The 18,830-nt window shown below is 47.3% G+C and carries 18 protein-coding genes; 13 read left to right on the forward strand and 5 right to left on the reverse strand.

Translation table 11 applies throughout. The features are described 5' to 3' along the window. Positions 1-2: 2 nt before the first annotated feature. Positions 3-785 carry a lipid asymmetry maintenance ABC transporter permease subunit MlaE gene (gene mlaE, locus H6995_12790; GenBank protein MCP5215873.1) on the reverse strand — a complete coding sequence of 261 codons (783 nt, stop codon included), beginning with the start codon at positions 783-785 and terminating at the stop codon, positions 3-5. Next, the gene (locus tag H6995_12795) at positions 782-1,594 is read right to left on the reverse strand and encodes an ATP-binding cassette domain-containing protein (GenBank protein MCP5215874.1); all 813 of its coding nucleotides are present in this window, start codon (positions 1,592-1,594) and stop codon (positions 782-784) included. The genes mlaE and H6995_12795 overlap by 4 nt, the downstream gene beginning before the upstream one ends. A 283-nt stretch (positions 1,595-1,877) precedes the next feature. On the opposite strand from H6995_12795, the gene H6995_12800 reads away from it, so the two are divergent. The 13 genes from H6995_12800 (at position 1,878) to H6995_12860 (ending at position 12,308) form a co-directional block, all read left to right on the forward strand. Next, a complete protein-coding gene (locus tag H6995_12800; protein ID MCP5215875.1) occupies positions 1,878-2,852 on the forward strand; it encodes a calcium/sodium antiporter in 975 nt (324 codons plus the stop codon). Between the two features lie 84 nt (positions 2,853-2,936). Then, entirely contained in the window at positions 2,937-3,911 is a 975-nt protein-coding gene (locus H6995_12805; protein MCP5215876.1) for a KpsF/GutQ family sugar-phosphate isomerase, read from the forward strand. Between the two features lies 1 nt (position 3,912). Beyond that, a complete protein-coding gene (gene kdsC, locus H6995_12810) occupies positions 3,913-4,449 on the forward strand; it encodes a 3-deoxy-manno-octulosonate-8-phosphatase KdsC (GenBank protein MCP5215877.1) in 537 nt (178 codons plus the stop codon). A gap of 16 nt (positions 4,450-4,465) precedes the next feature. After that, positions 4,466-5,035: an LPS export ABC transporter periplasmic protein LptC gene (gene lptC / locus H6995_12815; GenBank protein MCP5215878.1), complete on the forward strand. Its 570-nt coding sequence runs from the start codon at positions 4,466-4,468 to the stop codon at positions 5,033-5,035. Further along, complete coding sequence (lptA, locus tag H6995_12820) at positions 5,013-5,567, forward strand: lipopolysaccharide transport periplasmic protein LptA (protein MCP5215879.1); 555 nt, start codon at positions 5,013-5,015, stop codon at positions 5,565-5,567. Before lptC ends, lptA begins: the two co-directional genes overlap by 23 nt. Further along, positions 5,564-6,289, forward strand: coding sequence for an LPS export ABC transporter ATP-binding protein (lptB, locus tag H6995_12825; protein MCP5215880.1), 726 nt, complete (start codon positions 5,564-5,566; stop codon positions 6,287-6,289). The genes lptA and lptB overlap by 4 nt, the downstream gene beginning before the upstream one ends. Before the next feature lie 152 nt (positions 6,290-6,441). After that, positions 6,442-7,956, forward strand: a complete 1,515-nt coding sequence (locus H6995_12830; protein MCP5215881.1) for an RNA polymerase factor sigma-54 — start codon at positions 6,442-6,444, stop codon at positions 7,954-7,956. A gap of 185 nt (positions 7,957-8,141) precedes the next feature. Then, entirely contained in the window at positions 8,142-8,450 is a 309-nt protein-coding gene (gene raiA, locus H6995_12835) for a ribosome-associated translation inhibitor RaiA (protein MCP5215882.1), read from the forward strand. Between the two features lie 20 nt (positions 8,451-8,470). Next, positions 8,471-8,932, forward strand: a complete 462-nt coding sequence (ptsN, locus tag H6995_12840) for a PTS IIA-like nitrogen regulatory protein PtsN (protein MCP5215883.1) — start codon at positions 8,471-8,473, stop codon at positions 8,930-8,932. Positions 8,933-8,947: 15 nt separating this feature from the next. Next, complete coding sequence (rapZ, locus tag H6995_12845) at positions 8,948-9,817, forward strand: RNase adapter RapZ (GenBank protein ID MCP5215884.1); 870 nt, start codon at positions 8,948-8,950, stop codon at positions 9,815-9,817. After that, on the forward strand, positions 9,814-10,083 hold the full coding sequence (locus H6995_12850; GenBank protein ID MCP5215885.1) for an HPr family phosphocarrier protein: 270 nt from the start codon (positions 9,814-9,816) through the stop codon (positions 10,081-10,083). Before rapZ ends, H6995_12850 begins: the two co-directional genes overlap by 4 nt. Positions 10,084-10,403: 320 nt before the next feature. Further along, positions 10,404-11,762 (forward strand): magnesium transporter, encoded by a 1,359-nt coding sequence (mgtE, locus tag H6995_12855; protein MCP5215886.1) that lies wholly within the window; start codon positions 10,404-10,406, stop codon positions 11,760-11,762. 36 nt (positions 11,763-11,798) lie between these two features. Continuing rightward, on the forward strand, positions 11,799-12,308 hold the full coding sequence (locus H6995_12860) for a DUF615 domain-containing protein (protein ID MCP5215887.1): 510 nt from the start codon (positions 11,799-11,801) through the stop codon (positions 12,306-12,308). A gap of 54 nt (positions 12,309-12,362) precedes the next feature. On the opposite strand, the gene H6995_12865 is transcribed toward H6995_12860, so the two are convergent. The 3 genes from H6995_12865 to rng form a co-directional block, all read right to left on the reverse strand. After that, positions 12,363-13,202, reverse strand: coding sequence for a carbon-nitrogen hydrolase family protein (locus H6995_12865; GenBank protein MCP5215888.1), 840 nt, complete (start codon positions 13,200-13,202; stop codon positions 12,363-12,365). Between the two features lie 11 nt (positions 13,203-13,213). Beyond that, positions 13,214-17,149 (reverse strand): TIGR02099 family protein, encoded by a 3,936-nt coding sequence (locus H6995_12870; GenBank protein MCP5215889.1) that lies wholly within the window; start codon positions 17,147-17,149, stop codon positions 13,214-13,216. 161 nt (positions 17,150-17,310) lie between these two features. Further along, a complete protein-coding gene (gene rng / locus H6995_12875; protein MCP5215890.1) occupies positions 17,311-18,795 on the reverse strand; it encodes a ribonuclease G in 1,485 nt (494 codons plus the stop codon). Positions 18,796-18,830 lie beyond the last annotated feature (35 nt).

The raw sequence follows: 18,830 nt of genomic DNA on the forward strand, positions 1-18,830 counted from the left end.
GCCTAAAAGTCTCCAAACATCACAGCGGTTAATATAAAGTCTAAGCCGAGTACGGCTAAAGATGAATAGACCACGGTTTTAGTAGTCGCACGGCCAATACCTTCAGATGTCGGCACCGAATCGTAGCCTTGAAATACGGCAATCCAGGAAACCGCAAATGCAAACACGATACTTTTGATGACGCCATTCATAACATCAGAATAAAAATCCGTAGAATTCTGCATGTTCGACCAAAACGAGCCATCGTAAACACCAAGCCAGTCCACGGCAACCAAGTATCCGCCCCAGACTCCCACCACATTAAAAATCATAACGAGTAAAGGCATCGCAATAAAACCAGCCAGCAATCTGGGTGCAATCACATAACGTAATGGATCAATACCCAGCATTTCCAAACTAGTGATTTGTTCGGTTGCTTTCATCAGACCAATTTCAGCGGTCAGGGAAGATCCCGCCCGTCCCGCAAACAACAACGCTGTCACTACCGGCCCCAGTTCACGCACTAAACTCAGCGCTAGCATTTGCCCCACCGCTTGCTCCGAACCATAGTCTACTAAGATCGTATAGCCCTGCAAACTCAGCACCATACCAATAAACAAGCCCGATACCACAATAATCGGCAACGACAACACCCCAACTGCATAGAGTTGTTTAATAAATAGCGGCAGTGCTCGCCTCAAATTCGGTACGCCAAACAGTGACAGTGCTACAAAGACGCCAGAACGCCCCAGTATTTGCAGTACATTCAAACCGCTACGGCCGATCATACGCAAACGAGCGATCAAGACTCACCTCCTAACATGTCATCTTCATAATCCTGCGCCGGATAATGAAAAGGCACAGGACCATCGGGCAGCCCTTGCATAAACTGTCGTACCAGCGGCGACTCAGACTTCACCAAATCCTTGGGCGCACCTTCACCAATAACGTCTCCTTCAGAAATTATATACAGTTTATCTGCAATGCTTGCCGTTTCATGAATATCGTGTGATACCACCAGACTAGTTAAGCTCAATGCCTGATTGAGCAATTTAATCAGCTGCATTAACACCCCCATCGCAATGGGGTCTTGACCGGCAAACGGTTCATCATACATGATCATATCAGGGTCCAGCGCAATCGTTCGCGCCAACGCCGCGCGCCTTGTCATACCTCCTGAGAGTTCGCTTGGCATCATATTTCGCGCACCCCGCAAACCAACCGCCTGTAGCTTCATTAATACGATGTCACGAATCATGCTTTCCGGAAGATTGGTGTGTTCACGTAGTGGAAATGCAACGTTTTCATATACCGAACGATCAGTAAAAAGAGCTCCGCTTTGAAACAACATCCCCATCGTTCGTCGCATTTCATAGAGCTCGTTGCGGGTCAACTCGGGCACATTCTGACCATTCACCAAGATACGGCCCGCATCCGGCTTGATTTGGCCGCTGATGAGCCGTAGCAACGTGGTTTTGCCGGTGCCGCTGGGCCCCATAATGGCAGTTATCTTACCACGCGGGAAGTCAAAATTCGCATTATCAAAGATCACGCGATCACCGCGCGCAAAGCACAGCCCTCTCACCTCAACAATGTTATCACCCTGTTTCGCCATATCGCCCATTCTGTTCCACTTTCGAAGCCTAGCACCCTGACAAAAGAACGCCCTAAGTTAGCCTAGTCAAAGCACTGCCAACTCAAAGGCGCGACTATACCACCTGCGCTCTACCCTGTTAACTAGGGCTTTCATTATTATTATGCTCTGAAGATATGCGAGAGCTCAGTTAGCTACCTATTCTCATACAAGGCCATAAAGATAGCGAGATGCCAAAGGCTTGCATTCATACTGAATGTTCATTCTAATAGCGCACTCCTTTACTTATCTGGATTAAATCGCCTTGTTGCTAGCTAGCGCCACCATCATCATTGGCATTGCATTACTGGTCTGGAGCGCCGATAAATTCGTCGCGGGTGCCGCCTCTTTAGCGAGAAATCTGGGCATGTCGCCATTACTGATCGGCCTAACTGTCGTTTCGATTGGCACTTCGGCTCCTGAAATTTTGGTCTCAGTCACCGCCGCCCTGGTGGGTGCAAGCGGGATTGCGATAGGCAATGCCCTTGGTTCGAATATCGCCAACATAGGTTTGGTGTTAGGCATTACCGCTCTGATTGTTCCGCTCCCCGTACACTCAAAACTATTTCGCAAAGAATTACCCATTCTTGTGGTTGTCACTCTCATTGCTGGCCTTCTCTTAATCGATCTGAGTTTAAGCCGGATTGATGGCCTCATATTACTCGCTATGATGGTGGTCACACTCTATCTCCTAGCGCACTATCAACCCAGCGACGAAGATTCAGAGCTGATCGTGGAAGAGGAGGAGGAATTGCCCCAGCTCACCACAAAGACAGCTATATTTTGGCTAATAACTGGGCTATTGCTCCTTGTGTTAAGCTCTCGCGCACTGGTCTGGGCAGCTACCTTTATTGCACAACAACTGGGTATTAGCGACCTGATAATTGGGCTGACTATTGTTGCCATCGGCACTAGCTTGCCGGAATTAGCTGCCTCCGTCACCAGCGCTCTAAAAGGCCATCACGAAATTGCCATTGGCAACATCATCGGCTCAAATATTTTTAATTTGTTGATCGTTATGTCGCTTCCCGCTGTCATCAAGCCTTACCAGTTCGACTTAGCATTAGTTTGGCGTGATTATGGATTGATCTGTTTGCTGACCGCAATGCTGGTATTTTTTTCCTACTCCAGCATTCGATTTAAAAAAATACAACTCGGTCGCGCCAGCGGGATATTATTTTGTAGTTTATATCTAGGTTACCTAGCCTTGCTTTATCTACAGTCGAGCGGACAGATTTAAACAGCATGAATGGTGATATATCACTGCATCCATTGCTAAACGGAGTATAATGTCGAGCATTTGAAAGGACGGTTTAACGAGGGCATGACTGAAGCACAGCAGTATATCGACGCAGCAAGGCGCACTGTAGAAGTGGAAGCCCGAGCTGTCCATTCGCTGATTGAAAAAATCAATGGAGACTTCGTCACCGCCTGCCAACTAATACTCGCCTGTGAGGGGCGCGTGGTTGTCACCGGCATGGGGAAATCCGGGCACATTTGTAACAAAATTGCAGCAACCCTTGCCAGCACTGGCACCCCCGCCTTCTTTGTTCACCCCGGTGAAGCCAGCCACGGTGATATGGGCATGATCACCAAAAAAGATGTGGTGTTAGCTATTTCAAATTCCGGTAACACAGCCGAATTAGTCACCATCTTGCCATTAATAAAACGTATGGGCGCACCGCTGATTAGCATGACAGGGGCGCCTGGCTCAATTTTAGCCCAAGCGGCCGAGGCGCACTTGGATGTCAGAGTTGAACAGGAAGCTTGCCCTCTAGGGTTAGCCCCGACCTCCAGCACAACAGCCGCGTTAGTGATGGGTGATGCACTAGCGATTGCATTATTAGAAGCACGCGGTTTCAGCGCAGAGGATTTTGCTTTTTCTCATCCCGGCGGCGCACTGGGCAGACGCTTACTGCTCAAAGTTGAAGATATCATGCACACAGGAGACGCTATTCCGGTGGTAACACAGCACACACCACTGAGCCATGCTCTGCTAGAAGTTACCGCCAAAAAACTGGGAATTACGACTATCGTGGATGACAACGGCACCCTACTGGGGATTTTTACCGACGGCGATTTGCGTCGCACTCTCGACCAGGGACTCGACATCCACACCACCCCCATTGACCAAGTCATGACCGCACCTTGCAAAACCATTACTGAAGATCGACTCGCTGCAGAGGCGCTGAACCTGATGCAAGATAATAAAATTTTGTCCCTAGTCGTCGTTGACCAAAACTATCGTCCTGTGGGAGCGTTGAATATGCACGACTTACTGCTAGCGGGCGTCATCTGACATGGAGAAGGATCAGCGGCGAGTCCTCCAAAAAGCCAAGGCCATTAAACTATTGGTGTTGGATATTGATGGCGTCATGACCGATGGACGCTTATATTTTTCCGCACAAGGCGAAGCCTTAAAGGTGTTTAATATTCTGGATGGTCTCGGTATTAAATTGCTGCGGAATTCCGGCGTTGAAGTCGCTATCATTTCTGGACGTCGCTCTGAGGCATTAGCCAAACGCGCTTCGGACCTCGGCATTAATCACCTCTATCAGGGTCGTGAAGATAAGATACAGGCCCTAACAGAATTAATAACGCCCTTAGAACTTTCCTTCGCAGAAGTTGCCCATTTAGGGGACGATCTGCCGGATTTGCCTGTCATACGCAAAGTCGGATTAGGTATGGCGGTTGCAAATGCCTACGAATTGGTCAAACATCACGCTGATTGGTGCTCAACCGCAAAGGGCGGTGAAGGCGCTGTGCGGGAAGCATGTGATTTTATTATGTCAGCACAGGGAACGCTCGATGACGCGTTACAACCTTACTTAAATTAGCGAGCAAGAGACTGTTTTGTCACGCCTAACCTTTATCACACTCTTGAGCATCATCAGTATCTTGGTGGCAATTGCTTTTGAGTACCAAGAAAAGCCTGACGAAGAAGTCGCAACCGCTGATCGCAAACAAAATGCAGAACCGGATTTTTATCTGCTCAATGCAAAAAGCGTACAGTTCGATGAGTCAGGCAAAATACGTTATCGATTTAACGCCCAGCGACTCAACCACTTTCCCGAAGGGGATTACACCTTGATTGAAACTCCAGACGTTACCCTCTTCCATAATGACGGTACGCCCTGGTATATTAGCGCCCGACAAGGTCGGATTACCTCAGGTAGTGAATCCATTAAATTATGGGATCAAGTTGTCATTCTCAGAGGCTCCCAAGAGGAACCTTTGAAAATGGAAACACGCACATTGACCATTGTCCCCAAAAAGGATATTGCTAAGACAGAACAGGATGTTGTCATCACCAATCGCGCTGGTCGCATCGATGCCACAGGAATGATAGCCTATATCGATGAGAACCGGATGGAACTATTGTCCAATGTACGAGTTCGGCATGAGCCTATTAAAATCCGTTAATACCCTGCTTTTATTGTTATTGGCGACGCTGATTTCTACCCCAAGTTACGCGCTACCCGGCGATAAAGAGCAACCTATTCATATTAAGTCAGATACCGCTGAAATTGATGATGCCAAGGGAATATCAATTTACCGAGGTAACGTCAATATCGATCAGGGCAGCATCAATCTTACTGCCGAAGTGGTCACTATTTATAATAACAAAGAGGGTATTTCCAAAGTTATCGCAGTTGGCAACCCTGCGCATTACCGTCAACAAAATGAAGTCGATGAACCCCTCACTCACGCCTTTGGCGACACCATAAATTACCTACTCGCCGATGAACGCATCGAACTACGAAAAAATGCCAAGCTTGAGCAGCAACAAGACTATTTTACAGGCGACCGAATTGATTACGACATGAAAAATCGCATCGTCAATGCCTATAGCGACAACACCGACAATTCAGACGCTAGTTCGCGTGTGAATATGGTGCTTCAACCCAAGAAAAATAAAACGCACACGGATGCTGGGGATAACCCAGAGCAATGAGCAAACTATCGGCTGAAAAGCTTGCAAAAAGCTTTAAAGAGCGCCGCGTGGTAGAGGATGTTTCCCTCTCCATTAACAAAGGTGAAATCGTCGGATTACTCGGCCCCAATGGGGCTGGTAAAACGACCTGTTTTTATATGATAGTCGGTCTGATCAAAGGCGACCACGGCAAAATATTCATCGATAATGAAGAAATCACACAGCTGCCCATGCACGGCAGAGCACGTAAAGGCATTGGCTATCTCCCGCAGGAATCCTCTATTTTTAGAAAACTTAGCGTAAAAGATAATATCTTAGCGATTTTAGAGACTCGCAAAGATATTACCCGCAAGCAGCGCAGGGAGAAACTCGATGAATTGTTACAGGAATTCCATCTTGGTCATATCGTCAATAGCCAAGGTATCAGCCTCTCCGGCGGCGAAAGACGACGAGTTGAAATAGCACGTGCTTTGGCGATGGAACCCTCCTACATCTTGCTCGATGAGCCCTTTGCTGGCGTCGATCCGATCTCGGTCAATGATATTAAAAAAATTATTCTCCATTTAAAGCAACGAGGAATCGGTGTCCTCATCACCGACCATAACGTCAGAGAAACCTTGGATATTTGCGAAAAAGCCTACATAGTTAACGAGGGGCATATCATCGCAGAGGGTGACTCCGCATCAATTCTAGCTAATCAACGCGTTAGAGATGTCTATTTGGGTGAGCAGTTTAGATTATAGCTCGAAACACGATCGTACATTTGTTCTTCATGCGCCAGCATTAAAAACACGCGATTTTTATGCCAATTTTGTTACCTTTCCGAAAATTGCGCTAATATTAACTTGTACTCAACCCTAGAGCAGCTCATAGAGCCAATAGTAATAAGAATTTTATGAAGCCATCGTTACAGCTCAGAATTAGCCAGAACCTAACAATGACGCCCCAGTTGCAGCAGGCTATTCGCCTGTTGCAGCTATCAACCCTTGATTTACAGCAGGAAATACAAGAAACACTAGACTCGAATCCAATGCTCGAGGCCCTGGACCCGAGCGAAACGGATACCGATAGCAATGATTCCACTGCTAGCAATGATATTAGCCTGTCAGAAAATCTAAATGGTGTCAGTTCGAATACTAGCAGCGATGATGATAACGCCAACGAATGGTCTGACAACATTCCTGACGAACTACCCACTGATAGCGCCTGGGATGACGTTTATCAAAATATGCCTACGTCAAATTATTCCTCAGCCGACAGCGATGCCTATAATTTTGAAGTTAATGCTAGCGTCACCGAATCAATCAGGGATCACCTAATCTGGCAGTTAAACCTAACCCCAATGTCAGACGTTGATCGCCTGATCGCGATTACTATCATCGACAGTGTCAATAACGAAGGTTATCTGAAAACCTCCACTGAAAGTATCGTCGCCAGCGTCAACATTGAACTCACGCGACACGAAGAAATTACACATGATGAAGTAGAGCTGGACGAAGTAGAGGCGGTACTGCACCGCTTACAACATTTCGACCCTATTGGTGTCTGTGCTCGCGATATTGGCGAATGCCTAACGATTCAATTGATGCAATTACCATCTGAGCTACCGCTGCTGGCAATTGCGAAAGATATTGTTGGCAACTACCTACACCTCCTCGGCAATCGCGATTATGTGCAGTTAATGCGCCGTACCAAATTAAAAGAAGAAGACTTGCTCCAGGTTATTCAACTCATTCAAAGTCTGAACCCAAGGCCTGGAGAGATTATTAACGATACCAGTCCGGAATATGTCATACCGGATGTCGTGGTAAGAAAAAACAAGGGTAACTGGACAGTTGAACTCAATCCCGACGCCATGCCCAAGGTGAAGATCAACGCCACCTATGCGGCAATGGTCAAGCGCGCCGACAACAGCAACGATAACACTTATCTTCGTAACCACCTCCAGGAGGCACGCTGGTTTTTAAAAAGCCTGCAAAGCCGCAATGAAACTTTGCTCAAAGTGGCATCTGAAATTGTTAAGATCCAAAGCGACTTTCTGGATTTCGGTGCGGAAGCAATGAAACCCTTGGTATTGCACGATATTGCTACCGCCGTTGATATGCACGAATCGACTATTTCCCGCGTTACCACACAGAAATTTATGCACACTCCTGCGGGTATTTTTGAGCTGAAATATTTCTTTTCCAGTCATGTCGATACGGATAGCGGAATGGGCTGTTCATCAACCGCAATTCGTGCGATTATTAAGAAGCTGGTTGCTGCAGAAACACCAACCAAACCCTTGAGCGACAGCAAAATAGCGCATATCTTGGCCGACCAAGGGATTAAAGTTGCAAGGAGAACTATAGCAAAATACCGTGAGGCGCTGATGATTCCACCATCAAATGAACGAAAACAACTAATATAGGAGTTAAAACATCTACAAATAACGGGTTACACGATTGCCCGCCAAGCAAAATCAACCCCTCACCCTATGCATGGTTAGGATGGTTTTCTAAACAGGCGAACTGGACTACCCTAATCTGGCGATGCCCCACTCCGAATATTAGCACTGCAACAGCGTAAAACCTTGAAATAGTAAGGAGCTAAAATATGCAAGTAACGATAAGCGGTCATCACATCGATGTTACCACTGCACTAAAAGACTTCATCAACAATAAACTTGAAAAGCTAGAACGTCATTTCGATCAAATCACCAGCATTAACGTCACCCTAAGCATAGAAAAACAACGACAGATGGCCGACGCCACCATCCATATCGCCGGCGCTGACGTTGTCGCTAATGCTGCGCATGACGACATGTACGCTGCCATTGACTTGCTCACAGATAAGTTAGATCGTCAGTTGATTAAACATAAAGAAAAAACCCTCGCCAGAATGCAAGGCGCCACCTCCAGATAAATTCAAATTAAGTTAATTACATGCACATAGAGCAGTTCCTTTCCCCCGAGTGCACCCTAGCGGGTGTGCAAGGGGGAAGTAAAAAACGTCTTTTTGAAACTATTGCAAAACTCGTCTCATCCCAGCACCCAGAGATCGATACAGAAGCCACTTACGATAGCCTACTTGAACGCGAGCGCCTTGGTAGCACTGGCTTGGGTGATGGGGTTGCGCTACCCCATTGTAGAATCGTCAACTGCAAACAAATTATCGGATTCCTATTGCAGTTAACTGAGTCCATTGACTTTGATGCCATTGACGGTCAACCTGTTGATCTGGTATTTGTATTATTAGTCCCTCAGGAGGCGGTTGGTGAACATTTGCTGGCGCTACAGGCTATCGCCGAAAAATTTGGGCAGCAGGAATTCCGCTCAAGTTTAAGGCAAGCTCAAAATAATGAGCAGCTCTACCTAGCCGCGACGAGGCATATCGGCGTCAGTTAACAAGCAGGCAGCACAATGAAGCTCGTCATTATCAGTGGTCGATCCGGTTCAGGAAAGAGTACTGCATTACATGTTTTGGAAGACCTGGGCTATTATTGCATTGATAATATCCCGGGCGGCCTGCTACCTGCATTGATTGAAGAAATGCAGCAGCATCAAACCGAGGGTAAACGTCAGATCGCCATAAGCATCGATGCGCGTAACCTACCGGCAAACCTAAAGCGCTTTCCCGATATCATTAAGAGCATCGATAAGACCAGTATTAACTACAGTATTGCCTATCTGGATGCAGACGATCAAACCATATTGAAGCGCTTTAGCGCGACCCGTCGTAAGCATCCATTAAGCGACGAATCCACTTCACTCGAAGAATCCATTCATAGAGAAAGTGAGCTACTTGATCCGATCGCTTCGCTCGCTGACTTAAAAATTGATACGACGCATCTCAGCATGCACCAGTTAAGAGATATCGTCACCCAGCAAATTGCGCATCAAAGCTCGACTAAACTCGCGCTACTGTTTGAGTCCTTCGGCTTTAAGCGTGGCGTTCCCGTCGATGCGGATTTAGTCTTCGACGTACGCTGTTTACCCAATCCTCACTGGGATGCCAACCTCAGAGACCTTACCGGCAAAGATCAGGAAATTATCGAATTCTTCCAGAACCACTCCATCGTCGAAGATATGTTCACTGATATTTGTCGCTACTTGGAAAAATGGTTACCCTGTTTCGAAGCCAATAATCGTAGCTATATGACGGTCGCCATTGGTTGTACGGGGGGGCAACACCGTTCGGTGTATCTGGCCGAACGACTGGCGGAAAAGTTTCGTCAACCTTCATCCAATGTACAGGTTCGGCATCGTGAACTAGGATCGGTCAACGCATGATCAAAGAACAAATCATCATCATTAACAAACTTGGCCTACATGCACGTGCAGCTGGCAAACTCGTCAGCGAGGCGGCAGGATTCTCCAGTCAAATCAAAATAGGCTATGAATCACGCATGGTTGATGCCAAAAGTATCATGTCAGTGATGTTGTTAGCTGCCAGCCAAGGTACTAGCCTCGAAATAGAGGTGGATGGTCCGGATGAGGACGCTGCCTATACAGCGATTGCAAACCTGATCAACAATCGTTTTGACGAGGGTGAATAGACCATTAGGCTCTTGCTGTCAGCGCGAATCCACAGTCCCGCCTTGCAACATATCAATTTATGCTTACTCGTAAAACACCCGCCACTCAAATCGTCTATCCGTTATTCTGGCGAACCTGAACCAGCGACTTACTAACCCTAGTTTTGAAAACCCAAAATTATTTCGGCAACTTCTGCTGACGCTACGCGGCTGTTCTTGCATGCCATAGGTATTGCTGCGAAAATCCGCCTTGGTTTGTTCCGGCTCAAAGGAATCATTTCACACGAAGTAAGCGGAAAGTTTTACGGTTTTTCACGCCACACGGCTCGCTAGGAAAAATTATGTTACATCGGGATAGTGCTGCCACCAAAGAGCAATTGCTCAATCTTAACGAAGCTCTCGATAGCGGAGCCTTCGTGCAGGTGCGCCGCATCCTTAATCGCAGCTTACCCGCTGTAGACGTTGCCCACTTACTAGAATCATCACCCCCAAAAGTCCGCAACGTACTTTGGAATCTGATTGACCGCGAGCTGGGCGGTGAAATCCTACAGCACCTCAGCGAAGATATTAGCTCTGAAATATTGAGCAAAATGAATCCTCAAGAATTGGTCGATGTCACCGCCGGCCTTGATCTTGATGATATCGCTGACCTACTGCAACAACTTCCTGACCAGATCATCCAGGAAGTACTGCGCTCCATGGACAGCCAAAACCGCCACCGTTTGGAACAGGTATTGTCTTACCCGGAAGACACGGCTGGCGGCTTGATGAACATCGATACCATCACCGTTCGACCGGACATTACTATCGATGTCGTACTCAGGTATTTGCGGCTGCACCCTAAAATCCCAGACATGACCGACAACCTGCCGGTAGTGAATCGTAAAGATGAACTAGTGGGGATTCTGCCCATCAGTAAAATTCTGGTCAGTGACCCAAGTTCCTCCGTTCGTGAATTGATGAATACTGATGTCATTACCATCACAGCCGAAATGCCTGAACTCGAAGTTGCCCAGCTATTTGAGCGCCATGACTTGGTTTCAGCACCAGTGGTTGATAACAATCGCGTCTTGCTCGGACGTATTACCATTGATGACGTGGTCGACGTTATCCGCGAAGAAGCAGAGCATTCTTTCATGGGAATGGCGGGCTTGGATGAAGACGAAGATACCTTCGCGCCTATTTGGAAAACCACCAAACGCCGTTCCGTTTGGCTATTCATTAATCTACTGACCGCCTTTATGGCATCCTATGTCATCGGCCTGTTTGAAGCCGCCATCGACAAGGTTGTAGCGCTGGCTATCCTAATGCCAATTGTCGCCAGTATGGGCGGTGTCGCTGGCAGCCAGACGCTAACACTCATGATCCGCGGGATTGCACTTGGACATGTCGCTGGCGCCAATACGCGATGGCTCATTCGTCGCGAAGCCATTGTCGGTTTGATCAGCGGCCTTGTTTGGGCAGTGGTGGTGGCTGCAGTCGCCATCTGGTGGTTTAATGACAAAACTATCGGTATCGTCATCGCTTTAGCGGTTGTCATCAATTTAGTCGTGGCAGCTATTGCCGGCGCCTCTTTACCGAGCATATTACGTACCTTTGGTGTCGACCCCGCCATTGCCGGTAGCGTTGTCTTGACCACCATTACCGATATCGTTGGCTTCATGGCCTTTCTCGGTCTCGCCACATTATTTTATGCCTAACGCACAAATACCAAATCCAATAAGAGAAATATCATCATGATTCAAGAACCCAATAGCCCTGAATTAGAGTCTGATGAAAAAAGTAAAAGCCAGATAAAGCGTGAAATGGAAGCCTTGCAAGAGATGGGCAAACGACTGACGGAGTTAAATAACGAACAACTCAGTCAGGTTCCCGTTGAAGAAAATGTTTTCCTCGCGATTAAAGAGTACCAGCGCCTTACCAAGCACGAAGCAAAACGTCGTCAATTACAGTATCTCGGACGATTAATGCGTAACGCAGATGCCGAAGCGATCGCCCAGGTGTTAAACCTGTTTGACTCCAGCCATGCCACGCACACGCAACATTTTCATCAAATTGAAACTTGGCGCGAACGCCTATTGAACGACCCAAACAGCATCACCGCATTTATCGACGAATACCCCCAGGTGAATGTGCAACATTTACGACAATTAATCCGCAACACGCTCAAGGAACGTGACAAGGGGAAAGATTTAGGTGGTTACCGAAAACTCTTTCGTGAATTGCGAGAACTGATGACACCCTAACGTATCAATCCTCATACAGCCTGGATACAACGACAAACTGGATACAACAATAGTTTATTCAACCCGCATCCTTAAGCGTTGATGCTTAGCAACAGGCATCCGCACCCTGATTTCTTTCAGATATTCCATATTGATATCCGCCAAAACCACACCGGCACCTTTATCTTTTTGCGCCAATACCCGTCCCCAGGGATCGACAATCATACTATGGCCAAAGGTTTCTCGGGATTTAGAATGACGCCCGCCCTGATTCGCACCCACAATATAACAAAGGTTCTCAATTGCCCTGGCGCGCAGCAACACTTCCCAGTGCGCCATTCCGGTCACTGCGGTAAAAGCCGAGGGCAGGGTGATAATTTCCGCGCCTTTATCTGACAACAACCGAAACAGTTCAGGAAACCTGAGATCGTAGCAAATACTTAAACCAAGACGGCCGAAAGGGGTCTCTACCACCTGCACCCGTTCTCCCGGCTCAATGGCGTCCGATTCTCTGTAGCTACCATAGCTATCGGCAACATCCACATCGAACAGATGAATTTTATCGTAACGGCAAACCTCATTGCCTTGATCGTCATAGACAAAGCAAGCAGCACGGACGTGATTTTCCAGCAAATGACCATCTGGCCGGGCCGCCACGGGAACACTGCCCGCCACAATCCACACTTTATTATTCCTGGCTAAATTGGAAAGAAAACTACGGATCGGGCCTGCCGATTCGATTTCTTGAATACCCGCTTGCTGAAGTTTAACGGTGGAAAAAAGCGCAAAATTTTCCGGCAAAACAACTAATTGGGCACCTTGCTCAGTCGCTCCCTTTACCAGGCTTTGTGTCACTTCAAGATTGGTATCAATATTATCACCACTGACCATTTGAATTGCAGCAACACACACCATCTAGTTTCTCCCTATTGACTTGCCGCAGTCGAGCCTGCTCCCGGCTCAACCACAGAATGATTTTTAGTAGAACGGTTTTCAAACATTTTCACCAATTCAATTTTTGGATCATCCCAGGACCCTGTCACGCGATAACGCGCACTGGTAAAACGCTCAAACATATCGCCGAACACTTTATTAAGTAAATACAGAGGAATGCCCACCTGCGGTGCACCAACAATGGTAGCGGCAATAGGAATATTATCCCCGACGGGCAGCACTACGATCATATCCTGATCCAGTTGCTCGTTAATCAGATCGGTGCGGCCATCAATTTTAAACTTAGCCGAAGGCCCATCAATGATTAACGAATCGGCAATTTGCACTTCACCCGTCTGAAAAGCCAGTTCGCCTTTCAATGTATCGAAGCTATAGCCCTTCTTAAATAGATCGGAAAAATCGAGTCGTAAGCGTCTCGCCAAAGAGCTGAAATTAAATATGCCAAACAGCCGGAGTACATTAGCGGAGCCCTCCACTTCCAGCAACCGCCCTTCCTGACTGTGTAATTTTAACTCTCCGCTGGCATTTTTGAGAGAAAATGCCGCAGGCGTTCCTGGCCAGCTTAGGTTACCGCTCGCACCACCCTCTTTCGCTTCAATCGAACGACTATAGCCCCAACTCTCAAGTGCGCCACCAACATCACTGGTCTTCACTGTACCGACAAATCGGCTGGTGTGGACGGCTTCATCATAGCCCCAGTCGATATCGCCCAAAATTTTAAGACCGCCCGCATCGGTGATAATTTGCTCTATTCGTGCACCCTTATCATTTGGTCTAATGTTGAAGGCCCAACTCCCGTAGTTGTGCTCACCCAGACTGAGCTCCTTTGTACTAAAATCTAACAATGCCAATTTTTGGGGCGACACATCCGTCAGCGGGTCGGCGCCCTCCTTCGAGGATTTCGGCAAACGCAGATAATCCAGTTTGATATCCGTGGGTTTGCTGTTATTGGAATAGGCGATCAATTGCCCCTTAATGACAGGATTCTCAAATCTGAGCAACCAGTCACGGTTTATTTGCTCCGCCTCGATAATCACCTGCTCTAAGGTCTGTCCTATAAATTTTAAGCTATCCACATTCAAGCGTACTCGTTTTAAGAGCGCCATATTTGAAGACTTAGCCTTTGTCGTAGCGACCTCTTCTCCGGTTCTCCCTTCTGACGCAGGAGCACTCTCATACATCGCATTAAACAATGTCTGCCACTGTTCTATATCCAAATAAGCAATATCTCCCTGCAGACGAATACCTGGAATATTTTCAAATACGGCCGGATCTCCGCCAACCCTAATCTCCCCCTGCTGATAGCTTCCCTCGGCGTAACGTAAAGCAAATTGCAACAGGTTTGCATAGCTCAGATAATGAATCGGACTATCATCCAGGCTAATCATATAGGTTAAAGGTTGCCTTTGATTTGCGGCTTTGGAGAAGGGTTGCGGCAGGTTAACATCGATACCCTTTAAGTCCGACAAAATCACTATACCGTTACCTTCCTTAGCACCAAAATTCAATTCCGCCTGATAATCGGTTTTACCCTCAAATCGACTAAACAACGGATGCTGTATCCACTGTCGTAGCGCCTTAGCTGTGATTGCGCCATTTAACCTTATTTGCGTCTGCTGTTTTTGGCCTCCGCCTAACACCGTTCGAACACTTGAGGAAATCTTCGCCAGGAACGGTTCGCCAAACACACGGCCGGTCACCTGCCCGGCATTCAACCCTGCGTTCTCACGATAGTCAAAACTCCCTTTTATTTGATCAAAAGACAGGTTTAAAGAAGGTATCGAAAATTTTGTGTTATCGGTCTCCAGAACGACCGCTGTCTTAAGTGGTGACTGCCCTTTTAGCGGGATCGCCAGCGCCAACGCCAACTTCATATCACCCTGTGCTTTAAAATCGTCTATCAGATCAAATAGCGTTTTTCTTAGCGGTGTTTCCGTCAATAACTTCAGGCCATCACTAACAGGGCCGGAAAGATTTGATTTGATGACTAAATCACCGCCCGCCTCACTCGCCGTAAAGTCAGCTTGCAGTTGTTCAATGCGTACATCATATATCTGCCCTGAAGCAGCGATCACATGGGTCTGTTTATCTTTCACTAGAATCCGCGCGTTGGCTTTTCGAAGTGCTGGCCAATCCGGTAAATAGGATAAATCCACTTGCTCAGCATTGATATCCAACCGCATCGTGCGTGTCGCTTCCGACGCCCCCTTGGCAGCGGAACCGGAATAAACAAATTCCGCATTACGCACTTCCCCAGCTTGAACGGCTTGTGTCAGCCAGCTCAGCAGTTCGGGGCTGACTTTTTTATCTGGCACATAGGTCAGAGCGGGTTTGGCGGGTGCATCCCTCATACTCACCAGCAAATCCAGCCTCGGTTCGATACCATTGCGTGGGGCTGCAAGACCGAATTTCCCTTCCAGCTTGCCAGTGTTCCCCATCAGCTTAAGGTGATCACCATAGAGCCAAAATGATCGTCCCTGGTTTTTCCAACGTACCAAACCCGACGCCTGTTGATAGTGCCATTGCTCAGAATAGAGATTTGGAAAAAATAGCCTAAAGTCGTTCGATGAAAAATCGACCATTCCGCCGCTCGGCGTGACTTTTAGATAGCCATTAACCCCATCAACCGCCGGTGCATTTTTCCAGGCCGATACGCCCACCTCATCCAAGTTCGCCTCCAGCAAAAACAGCGGAATATCATCGACCTTGTCCTTAGCAGTTAACCGGTATTGCAGATGTGCATTGGTAAGTCGGCCACGCGGCTGTAGCCGTGTGAGTAATTTTCTGATTGTATCCGGAAGCTGGTCCAGCGATAGAAATAAGTGCGAGAAGAACTGTAACTCGACTGCATCAGCTACCAAGCTGAGCAAGCGCTGCTCATCCTGCTTTGCCAATGACCAATCCTGTTGCTTCGAAACAAAAACTTCATCTTGCCATTTAAAACCGAACTCTTGCAGCACTAAGCGCCAACTGTTCTGACCCAAACCTTCGTTTCTGCGCCAAAAAAAAGCGGTTTGTAAGTCTTCAACTGGCGCTATGTTTTGTGCTACGGACGTTAGCAGCAATTTAGGCGCGTTGATGGCTCCGCGTACATCCATCAACCGACCATTTTCGACACTCAGCCAAACTTTCCCACCCAGTAAAAAAGTACCCGTTTTAAGCTTTACCGGTAGCATTTCCCCCATTATCGGCAACCATTCTTCTATCGATAAAGGGCTCCATTGAACATAAGCATCTAATTGGAAATCCTTCTCTCCAGGATGGTTATGCATATTCATAGCGAAAGAAATCTGTCTTTCCTGCTCCGCATCCAACATTAGCTGACCTTTGCTGGAACAAATCGACTGCACACAATGCAACTGCCAGTCTGTAATATTGAGCTGCTTTTGTTGGCCTTCATCAAGCAACAGTACTAATTGCGCATCTCGTATCTGAACTTTACCCTGCGCCAACAACAACGCAACTAACTGTGCAGTACTGTTCTCCGCTGAAGCTCGTGTTTCGGTATCTTCAAGCTGCCATTGCCCCCCTTCATTGCGACTCAGCCGCAAGGCCATCCCTTCCAGACTGATCGTGCTAAACACTGGTTGCCTTTGCAACATCGATTGCCACACATCCAGGCGAATGACCAGTTCGCGCAGTTTGAAAGGCTCCGTTTGTGTCGATGTTTGTATTGAAAAATGGCGAAGGGAGAGTGCTGGTTGAAAACCCTGCCAAGCGCCCTGCAATTGCTCAAAATAAACCGGGCTGCCCATTTTTTCGGAGAGATAAGTCTTAATAGGCTCTTGATATTGATGCAGTCGGGGCAGCATGACCCGTCCCAGGCTGACGTATACCGCTACCAAGACCAGGGCCAATAACGTAATTAGCCAGATTTTGTGGACGATGTATTTAAGTAACGAATTCACTGTGTCGCGCGTCTCAAAAGCCTTAGGCCATCATTATGCGGAGTATACCTTAACCCACTCTGAATGGTGGATGATAACCACTGGATTTGAGGCATCGTAATTAAGAAATGTATGAGACCGGAGTATCGCTTAACTTTTATACAGAACCGTGGTTGATTGCCCTACCGGAATACCACATCAAATTCCTCCTGGGCATACATCGGCTCCAACTGAATAGTGACTCTTCTATTTATAAAGGTTTCCAAATCAGCCAGACTGGATGAATCTTCATCCAACAAACGTTCAGCAACTGCCTGGGAAGCTAATACCAAAAAGCTCTGCGAACTCGCGCTATAGGCACGTGCCTGACGCAAAATTTCTCGTAATACTTCATAGCAAACTGTCTCTGCCGTTTTTACTGAGCCGCGACCATCGCATTCAGGGCATGGTTCGCAAACTATCTGTTGTAAGCTTTCGCGAGTACGCTTGCGCGTCATCTCTACTAAGCCCAGATCAGACATACCAACAATATTGGTTTTGGCATGATCGCGCTCCAAGACCTTTTCCAGCATGCGCATAACCTGACGCTGATGCTCAGCATCAAGCATATCGATAAAATCGATAATAATAATACCGCCGATATTACGTAATCGTAACTGCCTGCCAATGGCCGTGGTCGCTTCCAGATTGGTTTTAAATATGGTTTCTTCCAAATTGCGATGGCCGACAAAGGCACCCGTGTTGATATCAATAGTGGTCATGGCTTCGGTTTGATCAAAAATAAGATAACCACCTGATTTTAAGGATACTTTTCGACCCAATGCTTTTTGTACTTCATCTTCGACATTATAAAGATCAAAGATCGGGCGCTCGCCTTGATAAAGTTCAACGCGGCCATCCAACTCCGGCACATAGGAATCCACAAAGGATTGTATTTTTAAAAAGGATTCCTGTGAATCCACCCGTACCTTTTCCAGGCCGGGACGAATGAAATCTCTCATTGACCGTAGGTAGAGCGGCAGCTCTTCATAAATATTACAGGGTGCCTTCGCACTATTGGTTGCTCCCTCAACGGAACCCCATAAACGTTTTAGGAAACGAATATCAGCGGCTATTTCGTCTTTACCAACCCCTTCCGCCACTGTTCTGATAATAAAGCCTGCATTGCCTTCAAGACCTTCAGCGCCAATACACTCCTTCACTAAGGCCGTCAGGCGTTGTCGCTCCTGTTCATCTTCAATACGTTGCGAAATGCCTATATGCTGGGTGCGCGGCATATATACCAGGTAGCGCGATGGCAATGACAAATGGGTCGTTAAGCGCGCGCCCTTGGTGCCAATCGGATCCTTGGTTACCTGCACAATGATTGACTCACCTTCCTTGAGCGCTTCACATATATCAGCAGTATTTTTTTCCCGTTCCTCAATACCATCATCATTGAGCGTAACGATGTCTGCCGTATGGATAAACGCCGAACGCTCAAGCCCAACATCAACAAAGGCCGCCTGCATTCCTGGCAACACCCGGAGCACCTTGCCTTTATAGATATTCCCCACCAACCCCCGTTTACTCGAACGCTCAATATAAACTTCCTGCAACATGCCATTTTCCAGCACGCCGACACGGGTTTCCATGGGGGAAATATTTATCAGAATTTCTTCACTCAACGTCCTATCCTATTGTCCTGTTATCGACGGCTAGT

The organism is Pseudomonadales bacterium, from assembly GCA_024234615.1.
Taxonomy (GTDB): Bacteria; Pseudomonadota; Gammaproteobacteria; order Pseudomonadales; family IMCC2047; genus JAJFKB01.